Origin of the sequence: Brevibacterium aurantiacum, assembly GCF_007558825.1 — a bacterium.
In the GTDB taxonomy this organism is placed as follows: domain Bacteria; phylum Actinomycetota; class Actinomycetes; order Actinomycetales; family Brevibacteriaceae; genus Brevibacterium; species Brevibacterium aurantiacum_A.
Genome location: NZ_VLTK01000003.1, coordinates 458,404 through 478,666 on the forward strand (window position 1 = coordinate 458,404; position 20,263 = coordinate 478,666).

At 62.5% G+C, this 20,263-nt stretch carries 15 protein-coding genes; 5 read left to right on the top strand and 10 right to left on the bottom strand.

Annotated features, from left to right (window positions below; translation table 11 throughout):
* Positions 1 to 57: 57 nt before the first annotated feature.
* The 4 genes from FO013_RS07035 to FO013_RS07050 all read right to left on the bottom strand — a co-directional run bounded on the left by FO013_RS07035 (position 58) and on the right by FO013_RS07050 (position 5,615).
* A complete protein-coding gene (locus tag FO013_RS07035; protein ID WP_143921836.1) occupies positions 58 to 2,355 on the bottom strand; it encodes a ComEC/Rec2 family competence protein in 2,298 nt (765 codons plus the stop codon).
* Positions 2,356 to 2,395: 40 nt separating this feature from the next.
* Positions 2,396 to 3,289 (bottom strand): helix-hairpin-helix domain-containing protein, encoded by an 894-nt coding sequence (locus tag FO013_RS07040; RefSeq protein WP_143921837.1) that lies wholly within the window; start codon positions 3,287 to 3,289, stop codon positions 2,396 to 2,398.
* A gap of 146 nt (positions 3,290 to 3,435) precedes the next feature.
* Positions 3,436 to 4,311, bottom strand: a complete 876-nt coding sequence (locus FO013_RS07045) for a DegV family protein (protein ID WP_260848034.1) — start codon at positions 4,309 to 4,311, stop codon at positions 3,436 to 3,438.
* Positions 4,308 to 5,615, bottom strand: coding sequence for a UDP-glucose dehydrogenase family protein (locus FO013_RS07050; RefSeq protein WP_143921839.1), 1,308 nt, complete (start codon positions 5,613 to 5,615; stop codon positions 4,308 to 4,310). The genes FO013_RS07045 and FO013_RS07050 overlap by 4 nt, the downstream gene beginning before the upstream one ends.
* Positions 5,616 to 5,709: 94 nt before the next feature.
* Here FO013_RS07050 and FO013_RS07055 point away from each other — a divergent pair, with 94 nt between their 5' ends.
* The gene (locus FO013_RS07055; protein WP_143921840.1) at positions 5,710 to 6,405 is read left to right on the top strand and encodes a hypothetical protein; all 696 of its coding nucleotides are present in this window, start codon (positions 5,710 to 5,712) and stop codon (positions 6,403 to 6,405) included.
* 20 nt (positions 6,406 to 6,425) lie between these two features.
* Here the strand turns inward: FO013_RS07055 and nadE are convergent, their stop codons facing one another.
* Both nadE and leuS read right to left on the bottom strand, forming a co-directional pair.
* Positions 6,426 to 7,253: an ammonia-dependent NAD(+) synthetase gene (gene nadE / locus FO013_RS07060; RefSeq protein WP_313900572.1), complete on the bottom strand. Its 828-nt coding sequence runs from the start codon at positions 7,251 to 7,253 to the stop codon at positions 6,426 to 6,428.
* Positions 7,254 to 7,292: 39 nt separating this feature from the next.
* Positions 7,293 to 10,217 carry a leucine--tRNA ligase gene (leuS, locus tag FO013_RS07065; RefSeq protein ID WP_143921842.1) on the bottom strand — a complete coding sequence of 975 codons (2,925 nt, stop codon included), beginning with the start codon at positions 10,215 to 10,217 and terminating at the stop codon, positions 7,293 to 7,295.
* Between the two features lie 190 nt (positions 10,218 to 10,407).
* Here leuS and FO013_RS07070 point away from each other — a divergent pair, with 190 nt between their 5' ends.
* Together FO013_RS07070 and FO013_RS07075 are read left to right on the top strand one after the other, a co-directional pair.
* Complete coding sequence (locus FO013_RS07070) at positions 10,408 to 12,216, top strand: AMP-dependent synthetase/ligase (RefSeq protein WP_186293009.1); 1,809 nt, start codon at positions 10,408 to 10,410, stop codon at positions 12,214 to 12,216.
* Positions 12,217 to 12,327: 111 nt separating this feature from the next.
* A complete protein-coding gene (locus FO013_RS07075; RefSeq protein WP_143921919.1) occupies positions 12,328 to 13,344 on the top strand; it encodes a glutathione S-transferase family protein in 1,017 nt (338 codons plus the stop codon).
* A gap of 75 nt (positions 13,345 to 13,419) precedes the next feature.
* Here the strand turns inward: FO013_RS07075 and FO013_RS07080 are convergent, their stop codons facing one another.
* Positions 13,420 to 14,184 (bottom strand): DedA family protein, encoded by a 765-nt coding sequence (locus FO013_RS07080; protein ID WP_222103586.1) that lies wholly within the window; start codon positions 14,182 to 14,184, stop codon positions 13,420 to 13,422.
* A gap of 102 nt (positions 14,185 to 14,286) precedes the next feature.
* On the opposite strand from FO013_RS07080, the gene FO013_RS07085 reads away from it, so the two are divergent.
* Entirely contained in the window at positions 14,287 to 15,327 is a 1,041-nt protein-coding gene (locus FO013_RS07085) for a YhjD/YihY/BrkB family envelope integrity protein (protein ID WP_143921843.1), read from the top strand.
* A gap of 53 nt (positions 15,328 to 15,380) precedes the next feature.
* Positions 15,381 to 16,808, top strand: coding sequence for a glyceraldehyde-3-phosphate dehydrogenase (locus FO013_RS07090; protein ID WP_143921844.1), 1,428 nt, complete (start codon positions 15,381 to 15,383; stop codon positions 16,806 to 16,808).
* Between the two features lie 177 nt (positions 16,809 to 16,985).
* On the opposite strand, the gene FO013_RS07095 is transcribed toward FO013_RS07090, so the two are convergent.
* From FO013_RS07095 to FO013_RS07105, 3 genes are read right to left on the bottom strand one after another with little or no spacing between them, the layout of a single operon-like run.
* Positions 16,986 to 17,591, bottom strand: a complete 606-nt coding sequence (locus tag FO013_RS07095; protein ID WP_143921845.1) for a hypothetical protein — start codon at positions 17,589 to 17,591, stop codon at positions 16,986 to 16,988.
* Positions 17,588 to 18,553 carry a D-2-hydroxyacid dehydrogenase gene (locus FO013_RS07100; protein ID WP_143921846.1) on the bottom strand — a complete coding sequence of 322 codons (966 nt, stop codon included), beginning with the start codon at positions 18,551 to 18,553 and terminating at the stop codon, positions 17,588 to 17,590. Before FO013_RS07100 ends, FO013_RS07095 begins: the two co-directional genes overlap by 4 nt.
* Positions 18,495 to 20,261, bottom strand: coding sequence for an MDR family MFS transporter (locus FO013_RS07105; protein ID WP_260848036.1), 1,767 nt, complete (start codon positions 20,259 to 20,261; stop codon positions 18,495 to 18,497). Before FO013_RS07105 ends, FO013_RS07100 begins: the two co-directional genes overlap by 59 nt.
* Between the last annotated feature and the right edge of the window lie 2 nt (positions 20,262 to 20,263).

Sequence of the window (20,263 nt, forward strand, 5' to 3'; positions counted from 1 at the left end):
AGCCTATCGTTAGCCACGGACTCGATGTGCCTCGGTCACCGGAGCCTACCGCGGGAGTCACTGTCCATCACCGCCACAGCTTCGCCCCGTACTGTATTGCGCGTTTGCATAGATGGCGATGGTGCCGCAGAGGTCGGTGCGCAGAACCGGGACGGGCCCGAAGGCTCGTTGGGCTCGTGGGGTGGGATGGCCGTAGCTGTTCTCCCCCACTGAGATCGCTCCGAGGCGAGCGCCTGCAGCAGTGAAGAAGTCTTCCGACAGGTCGGAGGAGCCATGGTGGGGTGCGATGAGCAGGTCGACGGGTTCGAGATTCTGGGCGACGATGAACTGTTCGTCTTCTCCGATGTCGCCGGGGACAAGGTAGCGCAGTCCCTTCTGTTCGACCCGGAGGACCAGTGAGTCGTCATTGCGCACTTCGGTCCCCTCTGTCTTTGCGGTCTCTGCTGCTCCTGCGGTCTCTTCTGCTCCCGCGTTCTCCTCTGCCCCCGCGGTCTCTCGCGCAGGTGGCCAGAGCACCTCGATCTGGGCCCCACCGGCGTCGAACGTGCGTCCACGCGCTGTCGTGACCACCTCGGCGCCGGTGTCCTCGACAATGCTGTGCATCGCCTCTCCCCCGCTGACGTTGGTAGACACCCATAGGCGGTGCAGGGTCCGCGACCAAGTGGTTCCGGCATACCCGGCGCTGTGATCGGCGTCGAAGTGGGAGATGAGGAGATCGAACTCCTCGATCCCGCCCTCGTCGAGGCACACATCGACGGGCTTCGGGTCCTTCCCTGTGTCGATGACGAGGCCGCGGCCCTCGCCGAGGTTGATCAGTGTTGCCGATCCCTGCCCGACATCGCAGATCATCACCAACCAATCGTGTGCCGGTGGCTTCGTCCGACCGACCACGATGATCAGTGCGGTCAGGCAGATGCAGAGGACGACGACCGGGACTCCCCACAGCCTTCTGCGCACCAACAGCCAGGAACCTGCACCCAGCACGATGAGGAGTCCGAGCGCGGCCAGTGTCCCCCACGGCGGTTCGGGCCAGTCGAGCGCAGCTCCGGGCAGTCCGGCACAGATCCTGGCAACGGCCACGATCCACCATGCGCACAGCGAGCCGAGCCAGGCAGGAAGCTGAGCACACCACAGCAGTCCGGGGACTCCGACGAGACCGACTCCCCCGCATACCAGCGATAGGAACCCGAGGACAGTGGCGGGCAGGACTGCGGGCGCGGCCAGAGCGTTCGCCGCCACCGACCACAGCCCTATCCGGGGGTCGATGGCCACGAGGACCGGGGTGCAGGCCAGTTGGGCGACCAGGGGCACGATGAGGGCGCTGAGGACGATGGCGGGGACCATCGACAGGCGCAGGCTCAGTCGCCGCAGAATGATCGGGACGACGAACATGATTGCAGCGGTCGAGACGACGGAGAGCACGAAGCCTACCGAGGTCGCCAGCACAGGGACAACGGTGAGCAGGATGCACACGGTCGAGCTCATCACCGCCACCGGTGAAATCCCTCCCCCACGGAGGAAGACGAAGGCGACCGCGATCGCCATACCCGCGGCACGGATGGCGCTGGGTTCGAACCCCACCACGAACACATACCCCATGCAAGTGAGAACCCCGAGACCGACGCGAGTTCGAGGACCGGCCCCGCACAGTCCGGCCAACAGTCCGGCGCCGAGACTGACAATCGTGACATTGCTGCCTGAAACAGCCGAAATGTGAGTCAGGGACACCACACGCATATCGTCTTCCATCCGTGCATCCTGAGGCTCGGTGTCACCGACCACGAGGCCCGGCAGCAGTGCACCGCCGCTGTGTCCTGAGGCCAGGGAATCCTGCCGCAGCTGCATGCGCAGGTCTCCTCGCCACTGCCACAGCCTGTTCGGTGTGCGCAGGACCGTCGCTTCATTGCTGCTGATGCGGATGTCGTCGAGAGCTTCTGTGCGCATGGACACGTGCGAACCATCGGAAGGCGTGGAGGGGCTGAGCACCTCGGTGAGTCCTGTCGATGTCAGCACCGTGAGTCGAGACCAGCCAGAAGCCCCCGGTTGGCTGTGTCCGACCACGATGCCCTCCACATCGGTGACTTCTTCAGTTCCGCGGCCGGCACCGAGCATGGCGGTCTGAACCGAGAACAGACACGCGAACACGATGAGGAGCACTCCCAGGTGGTGGTGTCTGCGCAGGCAGAGGAAGCCGAGACCGACAAGGGGCGGAGCGGCGAGGAGCGCCCATGGCCCTGGAGCCACCAGCGCGGTGATCCACAGACCCAGCGCGCAGATGAGCAGGCGAACGGATCCTGGCCAGACCTTCGCAGCCGAGCGCGCCCAGTTGAGTACGGCTCTCCAACGATCTCTCACCCACTGAGCCTTCGAACAGTTCGCTCGCTCTCGCCGGGCCCTATCCGACCGAGACACGATCTTTGAGGCTCTCGAATGTCTTGGGTCCGATCCCCTGGACAAGCAGCAGATCTTCGATGCTGGTGAAGGGCTGTACTTCGCGGTAGGCGATGATCGACTCGGCCGTCACCGGTCCGACTCCCGGCAGCGTCTCCAGAGTCGCGAGATCAGCCGTATTGAGATCCACCTGTGCGCCCTGCTCTGCAGCCCCACCGTCGGAGGCACCGGCCGCGCTGGCTGCTCCGCTGCCGGGAGCACCAGCTGCGCTGTCTCCTCCCTCACTGCCGGTCCCTGCGCCCCCTGCCGCCTTCGATTCGGCACTGCCGGGATCGGCGCTTCCGGGTTCTGCTTCCTCTCCGTGGGCGGGGATGTGGATCTGCTCGCCGTCTTGGAGGATGCGAGCGAGGTTGATAGCCTCCGCATCCGCCTGTTCCTTCAGTCCGCCTGCCTTCTCCACGGCGTCCTGGACTCGAGCTCCAGCGCTCAGGGTCACGACTGAGGGTCTCTTCACCGCCCCGGTGATATGGACGACGACCGTGCCGGGATCGACGCTCTGGACTGCCGGCGTGGCTTCGTCTGCAGCAGCTTGGTTCTGTCCTGGAGATGCCCCCGCCTTCGTCTCGGTCGAGGTCGCTCCTCCGCCGGAGGCCGAACCCTCCTGGACCCCAGTGGCGGCAGGCTGTGGGGCCGGGCGAAGAATGAGAAAGGCCATGACGAGCACAGCAATGGTAGCGACGGTCACCGCGACGAGGATCGGCAGACGCACCCGGCGCGGCTCGACCGGCTCCTCTTCGCCTTCGCTGTCGCTTCCGAAGACGTCTCCTGGGACCCATCCGCCGCGTTCGGCGCTGGAGTTGATGAGGCCTGCGAAGCGATCATCGGGAGAGACAGCCATGTCGACAAGCTAAGGGCAGCTGCTTCGATCGCACCAGGGCCGAAATGCCGCCTGTGGAAACCGTTCGCCGGTCCACACCTCAAACGCACATGAGTCGGACCGTCGTCCACAGTTCAACGAACGTGAGTGGCCCTGCGGTAAGGAGATCAGGGTCTGGTCTGGACCGTGATACCGATCGTGCCGGAGCCGACGTGGGCGGTGATGATGGTCGACAAGGTTCGAAACGTCGTCGGCAGACCGGCACCTTCGATCTGCTCGCGCAGCATGACCACATCGGGGTGGGAGGGTTCACCGTCCGCGTGCTGGATCTCCACGTAGACGTCCTGCTCATCGGAGTCGATCTCTGTCGCGGCTTCACCGGCCAGCGCAACCATGCGCTCCAGTGCCTTCGTGCGTGTCCGGACCCTCGCGACAGGAGCGACGACACCAGCGTTGAGTCCAAGCACCGGAACGATCTGCAGGGCTCGGCCCAGCAGTGAGGAGGCGGCGCCGATGCGACCACCTCGGCGCAGGTGCTCCAAGGTCTCCGGAGCGAATGCGGTTCGAGTCTCGTCAGCGCACCAGTCGGCGACTGTGCCGGCGATCGATGCCACGTCGTGTCCCTGCGAGATTCCGGCGGCCGCGATCGCCAGAGCACCGGCCAGTCCCGCCGAGGTGGTTCGGGAGTCGACGACATTGATCAGCGACTCTTCGTTCTGTGCTGCGGCCACGGCCGAGTCGCGGGTCCCGGAGAGATCTCCGGAAATGGTCACGGTGATGATCGACTCGGCACCATGATCAAGCAACGTCGCATAGGCGTTCGCGAACTGAGCAGGTGTCGCCATGGACGTCGACACCTCGGCGCCCTCGTCCATCTTCCGGCACAGGTCTCCAGCGGCGAGTTCCCCGTCGGTGAAGGCGACCCCTCCGACGAGCACCGTCAGGGGAACGACGGCGAAGAGATCACCGGTGATCTCACGCAGCGTGGCTTCCTCTGCATCCGACAGCTGGGCCGTCGAATCAGTGACCAGGCCGATCCTCATGGACGGCCCAGAGCCCGATATGTCCATCCAGCTGAGCGCCACACCTGCGGAGTCAGCACATTCCTGCCATCGATGAGGACTTTGCCCGCCACCAGCGACGCCGTGGCGACCGGATCAAGATCCCGATATTCCTGCCACTCCGTCAGCAGCAGCACCGCATCGGCACCAGCCAGCGCCTGAGAGGCATCAGCCACGTAGTTCAGCTCGGGAAACGATCGTGCGGCATTGTCGATCGCCTGCGGATCCGTCACCGTAACCACACCGCCCTGCGTCGCAATCAGCCGCGCCACCGCCAGAGCAGGCGAATCCCTGACATCGTCGCTGTTGGGTTTGAACGCGGCACCGAGGACCGTGATCTTCTTCCCGATGAACGAGCCGTCCAAAGTATCCCGGGCAATGTCGACCATGCGCACACGCCGACGCATGTTGATCGAATCGATCTCACGCAGGAACGCCACCGCCTGGTCAGCCCCCAGCTCACCGGCACGCGCCATGAATGCACGGATGTCCTTGGGCAGACACCCACCGCCGAAGCCGAGTCCGGCATTGAGGAACTTCCGTCCGATGCGATCATCCATCCCGATCGCATCCGCCAGCTGAGTCACATCCGCGCCCGAGGCTTCGCACAGCTCAGCCATAGCATTGATGAACGAGATCTTCGTGGCCAGGAACGAGTTCGCAGCGGTCTTGACCAGCTCGGCCGTCGCGAAGTCTGTGACCATTCGCGGGGTCTGGTCCGCCAGCATCGTCGCATACACTTCGTCGAGGACTGCTGTGGCCCGCTCGCCGGACTCGCCCTCAGCTACGCCGTAGACCAGACGATTCGGGTGCAGTGTGTCCTCAACTGCATGGCCCTCACGCAGGAACTCCGGATTCCACATCAGAGACGCACCCGTGGGAGCCAGCACAGAGGCCAGACGCTCAGCGGTGCCGACAGGAACCGTGGACTTACCCACAACCACAGACGTCGAAGTCAGGTGGGGAACCAGCGAATCTACTGCGGCATCGACAAACGTGACATCGGCTGCGAACTCCCCGGGCTTCTGCGGAGTCCCGACACACACGAAATGGATCGCCGAATCCGCGACACGCGAGACATCGGTGGTGAACTCGAGACTGCCGAGATTCTGACCCTTCACCAGCAATTCACTCAGGCCCGGTTCGAAGAACGGCGGCCGACCAGAGGTCAGCGCCGCAATCTTGTCTGCGTCGACGTCGACGCCGACCACCTCGTGTCCCAGTGATGCCATAGCCGCCGCATGCACAGCACCCAAGTATCCGCACCCGATGACTGAAATCTTCAACCCGTGTTCTCCCTGCTTCGTCCCGGCGTTTCAGCCACACTATATGCCACTAGGTTCCACGATATCTGCAGGTTGAAACAGTACCCTTGGAATTGTGAAGCGTTTCTTTGATTTCCTGACCAACTCACCGGCAGCCGTGACATTCGCGGTGCTCAGCGTTCTGGGCATCGTGGTCTTCGCTGTGCCCGGACTGCATCCGTTCGCCTGGATCCTCGGCCTCGTTCTGTGCCTGGGCGTCATCGGGGCCCTGCTTATGTTCCATGGGGAGTGGCGACGGGCGCAGACACAGATCGATTCCCTGCGCCAGCTGCTGAGCACCGAGCGCGGGCGCCTCGACACGCTGGGACTGACCCCCGTCGACGAAGAGGTCACTGCGCTGCCCGACGAAGAGCGAGCACAGCGGATCCTGGACCTGCTCCCGGATTCTGCCGGTCTGGTGCAGTCGCTGCGTCTTGACGCGACCTACGGGGCGCTCGAAGTCGACGAACTCGAGCCGCTGCACACGTTCAGGCAGGAATTCTCGAAGTCCAGCTTCGACAATTCACGCTCGCACACCGCGTTCATGAATCTCTATCGCGCGGCCGAGGCTCTCTCGATCTGGGTCAACGAAGAGACGCGGCCGCTGGCCGACGATATGACGAAGCGAGAGATCCGTCCAGGTGACACCCGCAAGGGTGGCTGGCGAGAGTACACAGAAGCACGCAGCCGCGGCGAGAGCTTGGGCGACAGGTTCGTCTCCGCTCGGTGGGAATTCAACCAGACAGCATTGGAACTCGGACTCGTCGCCTGAGCCGAATCAGTGGCGCCGAGTCAGTGGCGGATCCACCACGAATCGGTCGGTGTTACCGGAGTCCGACGTTTGTGCTCGGTGGCACGGTACTTCTCGATGAGTGTCGCAGCCGCGGACTTGTCGATGTCTCTGCCCTCGAGGAAGTCGTCGATCTGGTCATAGCTGAGCCCCAGTGACGACTCATCAGTCTGGCCAGGTTCGTCATCGAGCAGGTCCGCTGTCGGAGCTTTGTGCGCTAGGTGCTCGGGCGCGCCGAGGTGGGCAAGCAGTGCTCGTCCCTGCCGCTTGTTCAGCCCGGCCAGCGGCACCACATCGACACCGCCGTCGCCGAATTTGGTGAAGAAGCCGGTGACCGCCTCGGCAGCGTGATCGGTGCCCGCGACAAGGAGCCGCTTCTCCCCCGCCAGCTCGAACTGAGCGACCATCCGCATCCGTGCCTTGACGTTGCCCTTGCCGAAGTCGGTGATGGCGTCTCCGGTGGCGTTCTCATATTCCGCGGCCGCTGCGTCTGTGGCCGAACCGATGTTGATGACGATTTCGTGGTCGGCGCGGATGAAACCCATTGCATCCTGAGCGTCACTCTCATCGGCCTGAACGTGATGCGGCAGACGGATCGCCCAGAATTCCGCTCTCGCTCCCCGCCGACGCAGCTCCTCGACCGCCAATTGGCACAGGCGTCCGGCCAGGGTCGAGTCCTGGCCGCCGCTGATACCCAAGGTCAGGCCTCTGACGCCCGTTGTCAGGATGTAGTCGACAAGGAATTCGACACGCCGAGCGACCTCCGTCGCCGGATCGATTGTCGGCCTCACACCCAGGGTGTGCCGGATCTCATCCCGAGTAGCTTCCATTGACATATGTTTCCAACCCTTCCGGGCAGACGCCGACGCTCAGGCGTCGGGGACGATATTGACCAATTTGGGCGCACGAACGATGACCTTGCGCACTCCGGCCCCGTCGAGCGCTTTGAGGGCATTCGGTGATTCCAGTGCCAGCTTCTCCAGATCCTCTGCCGAGATATCGGGATCGACCTCGAGCCTGGCACGCACCTTGCCCTTGACCTGGACTACACAGGTGACCTGGTCGGCGACCAGGTGCTGTGGGTCCGCGATGGGGAAGGTCGCATAGGTCACCGTCGATGTGCGTCCCAGCTTCGTCCACAGCTCTTCGGCCAGGTGCGGCGCGAAGGGCGAGAGCATGATCGCCAGCGGTTCGAGCACGTCGGCCGTGGCTCCACCCTGCTTCGTCGCATGATTCGTGAGCACGATCAGCTTCGAGATCGCGGTGTTGAAGCGCAGGTGGTCCATATCGTCTCGGACGCCGTCGATGACTTGGTGAAGGACCTTGAGCGTCTCCGGATCGGCCGCACCGTCCCTGATGACGGACTCACCGGTGGTCTCATCCACGAACAGACGCCACACGCGCTGCAGGAACCTCTGCGCGCCGACGACGGCACGCGTCTCCCAGGGGCGAGCCTGTTCGATCGGTCCCATCGACATCTCATAGACGCGGAATGTGTCTGCACCGTACGCGTCATACATCTCATCGGGAGAGACGGAGTTCTTCAGCGACTTGCCGATCTTGCCGTACTCACGGTTGACCTGCGAACCGTCGTACCAGAAGCTCGACTCGCCCTTGTCATCGGTCCTCTCCTCCACCTCGGCGGCGGGAACGTAGACCCCACGTGAGTCGGTGTAGGCGTAGGCCTGGATGTAGCCCTGATTGACCAGACGATGGAACGGCTCCGACGAGGTGACGTGGCCCAGGTCGAACAGGATCTTGTGCCAGAACCGGGCGTAGAGAAGATGCAGAACCGAGTGCTCGGCACCGCCCACGTAGAGGTCGGCGCCGCCGCGCGGCTTGGATTCGCGTGGACCCATCCAGTAGTTCTCGTTGACCGGGTCCACGATACGATCGCTGTTGTGCGGATCGGCGTAGCGCAGCTGGTACCAGGACGATCCGGCCCAGTTGGGCATCGTGTTCGTCTCGCGGTAGTACCTCTGCGGACCATCGCCCAGGTCGAGTTCGACCTCGACCCAGTCGCGATTGCGCCCCAGTGCAGGTTCCGGATGACTGTCAGCATCGTCGGCGGCAAACGTCCGAGGTGCGAAGTCGTCGACCTCCGGCAGCTCTACCGGCAGCATGGAATCGGGCAGTGCGATGGGGGTGCCAGCCTCGTTGTAGACGATCGGGAACGGTTCGCCCCAATAGCGCTGGCGTGAGAACAGCCAATCCCGCAGTCGGTACTGGGTCGACTCGGTGGCCAGACCCTGGCTGGCCAGCCAGTCGGTGATCGTCGCCTTCGCCGCATCGACTTCGAGACCGTTGATGTCGATCTTGTCGTTGGCGGAGTTGATCATCACCCCGGCGCCGGTGAAGGGAGTGTCCTCATCGTGGTCGGCTGGAGGCTGCACCGTGCGCACATAGGGCAGTCCGAAGGACTTCGCGAAGTCCCAGTCACGAGCATCCTCCGCCGGAACGGCCATGATCGCGCCGGTGCCATAGCCCATCAGCACATAGTCGGCGACGAAGACGGGGATCTGCTCCCCGGTCGCAGGATTGATCGCATAGGAACCGGTGAAGATTCCGGTCTTCTCCTTGCTCTGCTGACGATCCGCGTCAGTCTTCGCCGCCGCGTCCCGCTGGTAGGAGGCGATCGCCTCGGCGGGGCTGGGCTGACCACCGCGCCACGAATCGGGCGTCTGCTCATCCCACTCAGCTGCAGTCAGCTCAGCGACCTGCGGATGCTCTGGGCTGAGGACAAGATAGGTGGCGCCGAAGAGCGTGTCCGGACGGGTCGTGTAGACCTCGACCTGAGTATCTGATTCGGCCACAGGCAGGCGCAGCAGGGCGCCCTTGGAGCGGCCGATCCAGTTGACCTGCATACTGCGAACGGCCGAAGGCCAATCCAAGTCGTCCAGGTCGTCGATGAGGCGGTCTGCGTAGGCGGTGATGCGCATGTTCCACTGCCGCAGACGGCGGGTGTAGACAGGGAAGTTGCCACGTTCGGACAGTCCCTCGGCCGTAACTTCCTCGTTCGCGAGCACTGTGCCCAGCCCCGGGCACCAGTTGACCGGGGATTCCGAGACGTAGGCTAAGCGGTAGTCCTGCAGGATGTCCTCCTGCTCCGCCGGGCTCAGTTCGGCCCAGGGACGAGAGTCAGGTGTCTGTTTGGTTCCCTGCTCGAATGCCTCGACCAGTGTAGAGATCGGCCGTGCGGCACCGACGGAATCCTCTCCCTCGGTGGCTGCCTCCGGGTCGTACCAGGAGTTGAAGATCTGCAGGAAGATCCACTGGGTCCACCGGACGAAGTCGTCGTCGGTGGTCGAGAAGCTGCGGCGTGCGTCGTGGGCAAGCCCCAGCCGACGCAGCTGACGTGTCATGTTCTTGATGTTCGCATCCGTCGTGATGCGTGGGTGTTGCCCCGTCTGAACCGCGTACAGATCGGCGGGCAGCCCGAAGGCATCATAGGACAGAGCATGCATGACGTTGTGCCCGCGCATCCGCTGATAGCGGCCGTAGACGTCCGTGCCCAGGTATCCCAGGGGGTGGCCGACGTGCAGTCCCACCCCTGAAGGGTAGGGGAACATGTCCATGATGTAGAGGGATTCACGCTCACCGAGAGTCTGTGGCGGAGCATAGGCAGACTCCGAATCCTGTCGATCGAGACTTCCGTCAGCCCGGCTCAGATCGCCGGTGGGGTTCGGCGCGTGGAAAGTTCCCGCCTGTTCCCATGTGCGCTGCCATGACTTCTCGATCTTCTCGGCCAGCACCGCGTCATAGCGGAAACCGGTCTCCTCAGGATTCGTCGTCATTACCTTCCTTCACTGACTGGGCGTGAGCGGGTTTCGACCATCGTACTCTGAACATTCCCTGCTTCGACTTGGCTAGACTGCCAGATAGAGGTGTGAAGTGGTTTTGAGCCTCCAAACGTGAGCGATTTCACCTCACAACGCCAGACCAGTAGGATAACCGGGCAGTAACTTACGTCACGAAGGAGACCTCATGAGCCCAGCGACAATGCCCCAATCCACGACCCCGGTCGTCGACTTCAAGGTTGATACGACGTCATCGACGACCGATGTCTTCCTCGCGAAGGTCGCCGAGGACACGAATCTGCCGTTGCTGGCCAAACCAGTTGAGAACGGCTGGGAGGAAGTGAGCGCCGGCGAATTCCTCACCCAGGTCCGCACAGCAGCCAAGGGACTCATTGCTTCCGGGGTCGAGGTCGGGGACCGAATCGCGATCTTCGGTCCCACCTCCTTCGAATGGACGCTCAGCGACTACGCCGTGTGGTTCGCCGGCGCGATCTCGGTTCCGTTCTACGACACTTCTTCCGAAGACCAGTTGGCCTGGATGATCAAAGATGCTGAAGTCGGCCGAGGTCTTGTCAGCACACGTGAGCATGCGGACCGGGTCGAAGCCGCCGCGGCCGCCGCCGGCATCGCGGCTCCACAGCTGTGGGTGTGGGACCAAGGAGCCTTCGCCGAGCTCGAAACGACCGGGCGAGAGATCAGCGATGACGCCCTCGAAGCTCAGCGCTCACAGGTCACCGGCGAATCGGTCGCCACTCTTATCTACACCTCCGGCACCACCGGCAAGCCCAAGGGCTGCGTCCTCACACACGGGAACTTCGTGCAGACGGTGCAGGCTGCTCAGGAGCAGATCCCCGAGATCTTCACCGGAGGCATGCGCGCCCTGTTGTTCCTGCCGCAGGCACATGTCTTTGCCCGCTTCATCGAGGTCCTTGCGATCAGCTCCGGCGCTCTGCTGGCCCACCAGTCCGACCTGACCAAGCTCACCGACGCGCTTGCCAGCTTCCGTCCATCGTTCATCCTCGGAGTTCCTCGTGTCTTCGAGAAGGTCTTCAACTCGGCACTGGCGACGGCCCAGTCCGGCGGCAAGGAGAAGATCTTCCGTCGAGCAGAACAGGTCGCGGTCTCCTATTCCAAGGCCACGGATGCCGGCAAGGTCCCGGTCGCGCTCAAGCTGCAGCATGCGCTCTTCGACAAGCTCGTGTATTCGAAGCTCCGTACGGTCATGGGCAACAACGTCAGTGCAGCGGTATCCGGCGGCGGCCCCCTCGGTGCCCACCTCGGCCACTTCTTCCGCGGAGTCGGCCTCGTCGTCCTCGAAGGATACGGCCTGACTGAGACGACCGCCCCGATCACTGTCAATGTGCCGGAGAAGTCCAAGATCGGCACCGTCGGCGTCCCCCTTCCCGGTGTCAGCGTGGCGATCGCACCCGATGGAGAGATTCTGGCCAAGGGCGTCCCCGTCTTCCGCGAATATTGGAACAATCCCGAGGCCACCGACAAGGAATTCCACGACGGATGGTTCGCCACCGGCGACCTCGGTTCTCTCGACGAGGACGGCTACCTCACGATCAGTGGCCGCAAGAAGGAGCTCATCGTCACGTCGAGCGGCAAGAACATCGCGCCGGCACCTCTCGAAGATGCACTGCGCCGCCACCCGCTCATCGGCCAGCCCGTCGTCGTCGGTGACAACCGGAAGTTCATCTCCGCGCTCATCTTCCTCGACTCTGAGATGCTGCCGACATGGTTGAAGAATCATGATCTGCCGGAGATGGACCTGCGCCAGGCTTCTGCCGACGAAACCGTGAGAGCCACCATCGAGCAGGCAGTCGAGAACGTCAACAGAACCGTGTCACGGGCGGAGGGCATCAAGAAGTTCACGATCCTGCCCGTCGAACTCAGCGAAGACAACGGCTACCTATCGGCAAAGCAGTCGGTCAAGCGTCACCTCGTCGGCAAGGACTTCGCCGCCGACATCGACGGTCTCTACGCCGACTGACCACAGCCGGCGAGGCGACGCAGGCCCGCAAGGAGACGTAGCCTGGGATTCAAAGGAGACTACTGTGGCACTTGAGCGAAGGAGTGGACCGTGTCCGATGACAACAGCCAGATGAACAGCTACGTGGCCAAGGGTGAGGAATTCGCCCGGGACACGAACTACATCGAAGACCGGATCCTTGCCGATCCCGACTCGCAGTGGCCGGTCGAACCCGGTCGCTACCGGCTCATTGCCGCTCGCGCCTGCCCGTGGGCGAACCGGACGATCATCGTCCGCAGGCTGCTGGGCCTCGAGGACGTCATCTCCATCGGAATGCCGGGTCCCACGCACGACGCTCGGTCCTGGACCTTCGATCTCGACCCCGGCGGAATCGACCCAGTGCTGGGCATCGAACGTCTGCAGCAGGCGTTCTTCGCACGCTTCCCGAACTACCCCCGTGGGATCACCGTCCCTGCAATGGTCGACATCGCCAGTGGTGCTGTCGTGACGAACGACTTCCCGCAGATCACCGAGGACTTCTCCACTCAGTGGAAGCACTATCACAGAGAGGGCGCCCCGGATCTCTGGCCCGAAGAGTCTCGGGCGGAGATGGAGAAGGTCATGCGCCTGATCTACACCGAGATCAACAACGGGGTCTACCGTTGTGGCTTCGCCGGCTCTCAGGAAGCCTACGAAGCTGCCTTCGACCGACTGTTCGCTGCACTCGACACGATTGAGGAACGTCTGAGCAATTCCCGGTACCTCATGGGCGGCTCCATCACCGAGGCGGATGTCCGTCTATTCACCACGCTGGTTCGCTTCGACCCCGTCTACTTCGGACACTTCAAGTGCAATCGACAGACGCTGCGGGACTTCGAGAACCTCTGGGGCTATGCCCGCGATCTCTACCAGACTCCGGGATTCGGAGACACCGTGGACTTCACTCAGATCAAACAGCACTACTACATCGTCCACGCCGATGTGAACCCGACGCAGATCGTTCCCAAGGGCCCCGATCTCGCCGGTTGGCTCTCGCCTCATGGCCGAGAGAGGCTGGGTGGCGCACCCTTCGGCGACGGCACAGCCCCCGGACCTGTCCGCGCCGGTGAGGAAGTTCCGGAGGAGCACACCGCTGCCGCTTGGCTGTAACGAGGATTGCGGGTCGTGCAGTGATGCAGACCGTGCAGTGATGCGAGCCGATGGCTCAGCCCCCAGACCGAGGACTCAGGCCTCGTCCAGACCGGCTGGGCCTTCGGTGCGCTCGCGGCCTTCTGTGTGAACACCGCTGGCCTCGGTGCCCGGTACAGCCTTTGCCCTCCTGCGCTTGCGGACCTTCATCACGATCCACACCGCGACGAAGACGATCACGGCAACGATGACCAGCGTCTGGAAGTAGCCTGCGTAGGTTTCCACAACCGACCAGTTCTCGCCGAGGTAGAAGCCGGCGACGATGAGGATGGTGTTCCAGATTGCGCTTCCAGCTGTGGTCAGCAGCAGGAACTTGATGATCGACATGTTCCGCATGCCAGCGGGGATGGAGATCAGAGACCGGAAGATGGGGACCATCCGGCCGAAGAAGACTGCCTTGTCACCGTGCCTGTCGAACCATCCAACCGTCTTGTGCACGTCAGCGACATCGACCAGCGGCATCTTCACGGCAATGCGGCTGATGCGCTCAAGGCCGATCCATTTGCCCAGCGCCCACAGGATGACTGCACCCACGACGGAGCCTGCTGTGGCGAGGATGATCGCCAGAACGATGTTCATGCTTCCCTGGCTGGCGGTGAAGCCCGCCAGCGGCAGCACGAGTTCGCTGGGAATCGGCGGAAAGATGTTGTCCAAGAACACCAAGAAGCCGACACCGATCGGGCCCAGCGTCTCCATGAGCCTCACGGCCCAGGCAGAGAAGCCGCTGAGATTGTCTGCCGCTGAAGAGCCTGCCGACAACGTCAGATCGGTAGGCAGGACTGTCGAAATTGGTGTCGGCATGGGCAAAAGTCTAGATTACAGGCGCGGCCCAACACTCCCAGGTCCCTCCCAGCGGCTAGTGTTGAAACAGACACCTGCGGGTCAAGATCGAAGGAGCACGAAGTGGCACCAGCCAAAGTACTGGCCTCACGCAACACGGTCGCCGAAGTCGGCCACACCGCTATCAACCAGCCGGGACCCGCCCACCTGATGCGCGCCGTCAAACGCTTCGGCGATCGGCTGGGCAATCAGTTCGGTGCAGCCATCACCTACTTCCTGGTCCTCGCAGTCATGCCGATCGCGATGTTCACCTTCGCCAGTCTGGGCTTCGTTCTCGACGTTGCACGTCCGGACCTTCTTCCGATGGTTGTCGAGCAGATCGAGAAGCGGGTGGGCGGAAACTCATCGCTGACGGAACAGCTGGAGAGCTTCCTCACCAGCTGGCAGTCGGTCGGCATCATCGCCATCCTGGCCGCTCTCTACACGGGCCAGGGATTCATCGGCAACCTCGGTGCTGCAGTGAGAGCACAGCTGCACGCAGACTTCGACGATGTCGTGCCCAACAAGTCATTCGTCAAGAAGATCCTCAACAACGTTGCAACTCTCCTGGGACTCATCATCGGCCTGCTGCTCACGGTGGCATTGACCGTCGTCGGCACCGGTCTGGGATCGGCCATCAGTGAGATGCTCCACCTCGGCGGGTTCGGGTCATTGGTCATCAGAGTGGTGCCGTTCATCATCACGCTGGGCGCCGCTTGGCTGATCTTCATGTTCCTCTTCACCATGCTGCCCGACCACCCTGTGGGCAAGAGAGCCAAGATCAGGGGCTCGCTCCTCGGTGCTGTGGCCTTCACGATTCTCATCAACCTGGCCACTGTCCTCATCGACATCTTCTCCGGCAACAAGGCCGCTGGTGTGTTCGGATCGATCATCGCGATCATGCTGACGATGAATATCTTCGCCCGGATCATCCTGTTCGTCGCGGCCTGGATCGGAACCGCGGACCCACCTCGTCTCCAGGAGGACTCCTCGCCCGAATACCGCTTCGTCGAGCCCCGCGTCCAGATCCAGAGCCTGGGCGCGCTGCTGGCCGGCGCCGGCATCGTCGCACTCACACTGCTCGGATTCCGACGCTTCGACGAGCACCAGACGAAACGCGAGTAGACAACCCGTTAGACTGGGCGAGAATTCGCTAACTGACCGAGGAGACACGACCTTTGACTGACGCAACGACGGCTCGCCTGAACGAATGGGCGAACAAGCAGACTGCCGCCGAAGAACTCATCCCACTGACCGGACGCCTGTACCGTGAGAACGACGTGCTGCTGACGTTGTTCGGCCGATCGTTGCTGAATAAGTCAGTGATCGGAATGATCAAGGCTCATCGCTACGCCCGCCACTTCCTCGGCGAGGATCTTGACATCGAGGTGACTCTGAAGATCGTTCGGGCTCTGAGCGAGCTCGATCTGGGCCCCACCCGAATCGACTTGGGTCGTCTGATTCAGAAGCAGCAGGAGCAGTCCGACTCCGTTGAGAACTTCCTCTCCGCCGAACTCGCCTCAGTCGCGGGTACCAATGGCGAAGACGGTGCAGTTCGGGACATCGTGCTCTACGGTTTCGGTCGCATCGGCCGTCTGCTGGCCCGCATCCTCATCGATCGTGCTGGCGGCACAGGTATGCGCCTGCGTGCAATCGTCGTGCGCAAGGGCAGCGACGATGACATCGTCAAGCGCGCATCGCTGTTGCGACGTGACTCCGTGCACGGCAATTTCGATGGCAGCATCGTCGTCGACGAAGAGGCCAACACGATCCAGGCCAACGGAACGCTGATCCAGGTCATCTACTCCAACGATCCCTCGCAGGTCGACTACACCGAGTACGGAATCAACGATGCCGTCATCGTTGACAACACCGGCAAATGGCGTGACGAAGAAGGTCTGTCCAAGCATCTGGAGTGCCCCGGCGCCTCGAAGGTCATCCTCACTGCACCGGGCAAGGGCGACGTCAAGAACATCGTCTACGGTGTCAACGACGCTGCCATTCTCGATGACGATACTGTCATGTCGGCCGCATCGTGCACCACGAACGCGATCACCCCGGTGCTCAAGGCTCTCCATGACAAGTACGGGGTCCGCAACGGCCACGTCGAGACGGTGCACTCATTCACCAACGACCAAAACCTCATCGACAACTTCCACAAGGGTTCCCGTCGTGGCCGCGCTGCCGGCCTCAACATGGTGCTCACCGAAACCGGAGCGGCCAAGGCCGTGGCGAAGGCTCTGCCAGAGCTCAAAGGCAAGCTGTCAGGCAACGCGATCCGGGTTCCCACCCCGAACGTGTCGATGGCCATTCTCAACCTCAACCTTGAGAATGCAACGAGCGTCGATGAGCTCAACGGGTTCCTGCGTGAGACCTCGATGAATTCGCCGCTGCGCAATCAGATCGACTACGTCTCCTCCCCCGAACTGGTCTCCAGCGACCTCGTCGGATCGAAGCGAGCAGGCGTCGTCGATGGCCTCGCCACAATCGTCGATGACGACCGCGTCGTCGTCTACGTGTGGTACGACAACGAGTTCGGCTACAGCTGCCAAGTCATTCGCTGTGTGGCGAAGATGGCCGGAGTCGACGTTCCTGCGTTCCCCTGATCGGATCGATCCGACCATCTGATCTCATGCGTAAGCGCCCGCAGCCTGAATGGCTGCGGGCGCTTCGCTGTCTGAAAGTGTCGGCTCGCCTCGAGTGCCCTTCTTCCTACTGCTGTTCTTCTTCCTACTGCGGCCGAGATGCCCTGCCAGTAAGCGACCGGTGACCGGCGAACCTGTTCAGGGTCGGTCTCTGCCCCTGTCTGCCTTCTCATTCTCGAACGCGTCGTGAAGCCAAATCGGGGTATAGGTGCGGAAGCGATTGGCCAGCTCGTCGTCGCTGTCGAGAATCACGGCGAAGCGATCATCAGCGCTGGAGAGTTCATTGGCCCACACAGGTCCCAGACAGGCCAGGATCGCACATGCCAGGACAACCGCGACTGCCAAGATCGGTGTCATCGAGAACAGCATCCATCCGAACAGAAGCCCGATCACCGCAAAGCCGATCGCCACAGCCATACCCGCGTTCCGGCTTCTGGGTGCGCGGGCACGGGCCGGTCTGGCGGAGGCGACTGAGTCGAGGACGTCACGATTGATCCTCGTCCACGCGATGATCGCACCCAACGCACAGACGATTCCGATCATGATGAGACTGAATGCGGAGAACAGCAGAACCGTGTCCACCCGGGTCCCCTGCGCCTGCATCGCCGCGCCGAGACCGGCCACGAGCATGGCAAGGGCCAACACGAGCATGCTCAGCAGTCGTGCTCTGCGCACCGCAATGAGTTCGCTGACAACCTGAGCGAGGAACGCCCGCTGAGCAGCATGGTCTGACTTCTCGGTCATCGTACGTAGCCCGCCGCCTTATCTACCGTATGCGGGAACGTCTCACCTGCCGCGTACTTCTCGAACAGGTCGACGAACTGGTCGGCCAGGCGTGTACGCCATCCATCTGTGTCCCCACTCATGTGCGGGGTGACGATGACGTTGTCGGCCTGCCACAAGGGGTGCTCGGCTGGCAGCGGCTCTTCGTCGAAGACGTCGAGCCCTGCACCGGCGATCTGGCCTGATTCGAGCGCGTTGACGAGGTCGGAGGTGACAACACCCTCACCACGACCGACATTGACGAAGTAGGCGCTTGAGTCCATGGCGGCGAACACCTCAGCGTCGAAGAGGTTCTTCGTTCTTTCCGTCAGCGGCGCGATGTTGATGACCCAGTCGACGCCGGACAGGTGAGAACTCAGTTGAGATGAGTCGACGACGCTCCCGAAGTCAGCGTCTCCGGTCCGTGCGTGGCTGCCGGCGCCGGTGACATTGACGTCGAGGGCGCTGAGGACCCTGGCGATCTCCCGGCCGATCGAACCTGTGCCGACGATCAGTGCCTGGGATCCGGCCAGATTCTTGGTCGATCTACGGTTCCAGACGGACTCCCGTTGATCCTGAAGTGATCGCAGCGAGTTCTTCGCATGGATCAGGATGTAGTTGAGCACGAATTCCGCGATCGGACGATCGAAGATGCCACGTGCATTCGTGACCACGACCTCCGAAGCCGAGAGTTCGTCGAACAAGAGCGAGTCCACCCCCGCCGCGGCCGCGTGGATCCACTTCAGGCTGTCAGCGTGTCCGAATTCGCTGCGCAGCGCCTTCGAGAAGAAGTCCCAGAGTAGGAGGACATCGGTGCCGGGGAGAGCGGAGCCCAACTCCTGGGCCTCGACGATCCGCAGCTCGACGTCCTCCTTCCGACCGAGGTCAGTGAGCTGATCCGGAATCTCCGTCCCGGGAGCGTTGAGTATGGTCAGTACCGTCATGAGTCGACTCCTTCAGCCTAGCCTTCTCAGCCAGACTATCGGATGAGTCGGTGCGACTCTGGGAACCGTCGGTCAGACTGGCAGATGAGTCTGCGCCGACACGCACGAGTTCGCGTTTCGCAGGGTCAGCCTTCAAGGTCTGCGCCAGCGGTGTGTTGGGCAGGAAGCACAGGAAGACGAACCCGAGGACTGCCAGTGGGGCAACCCACAGGAACAGCGGCACCAAGGCGTCGTTGTACGACGTGATGATGAGAGTGTGCAGCGGCTCAGGCATGTCGGCGACGATCTGGGGTGTGAGCCCCGTCGAGGACACCTTGGGCACCGGCTGCGAGGGATTGGCCTTCGCCAGCTCGCCCATGCCGTCCTTGATGTTGTCCAGGAGGCGCTGCGTGAAGACCGAGCCGATGAAGGCCATACCCAAGGTCGCTCCGACCTGGCGGAAGTAGTTGTTCGATGCTGTGGCAGTGCCGACCATGGCAACGGGGAATGCGTTCTGGACGACGAGCACGAGGGTCTGCATGCTCAGTCCCAGTCCGAGTCCCAGCAGAGCCAAGCAGACCATTGTCTCCCAAGCGGCACTGTCTGCCTTGAGCTGCGACAGCAGCACAAGAGAGGCGGCCATGATCAGGATGCCCATAAGAGGATACTTCTTGTACTTGCCGGTGCGGGAGACGACGAAGCCGATGAGGGTCGAGGAGATGAGCATCGTGCCCATCATAGGAACCATCATCAGACCGGCCACTGTGGCATCGATGCCGTGAACCATCTGCAGATAGGTGGGCATGTAGGAGAGGACGCCGAACATTCCGACGCCGATGAATAGGCCTGCGACGGTGCACAGCAGGAAGTCGCGGTTCTTGAACAGGTACATCGGGATGACCGGCTCGCTGACCTTGAGTTCGACGAGGATGAATCCGACGATCGCGAGGGCACCGACGATGATGAGGCCGTTGATCTGCCACGATCCCCATTCGTAGTCGTGTCCGCCCCACGCGGAGACGAGGACGATGCAGGAAGTGACGATCGAGATCAGGGCCATGCCGATGACGTCGATCTTCGGACGTGGCCCGGGGGCGCGTTTGGGCACCTTGAGGAAGAAGGCGGCAGCGAAGAGAGCGATGATGCCCAGTGGGAAGTTGATGGCGAAGGCCCAGCGCCAGCCGGGACCTTCCGTCAGCCAACCGCCGATGAGTGGGCCGGCGACTGAGGACACGGCGAAGGCCGAACCCATGATGCCCATGTACTTGCCGCGTTCACGGGCTGGGACCACAGAAGCGATGATGGACTGCGACAGGATCATCATGCCGCCGCCGCCGATGCCCTGGAGCACACGACCGAAGATGAGCATCGACATGTCGTTTGCGATGAGTGCGAAGACCGAGCCGAGCAGGAAGCAGCAGATCGCGAACATGAAGAGCGGTTTGCGGCCGAACAGGTCGCCGACCTTGCCGTAGATGGGCATCATGATCGTCGAGGCGAGCATGAACGCTGTGGACACCCACAGCATCTGGTCAACACCGTCGAGTTCACCGACGATCGTCGGCAGGGCGGTCGCCAGCACCGTCTGATTGAGGGAGAACATGAACATGGCGATCATCAGTCCCACGAAGAGCAGGATGATCGCAGATGTCTTCATCTGCTCGGGTTCGCTGCGGTCTTCCGGGGTCTTGGGCATCTCGCCGATCCTCAGTCCTTGATTACTTCTCATTT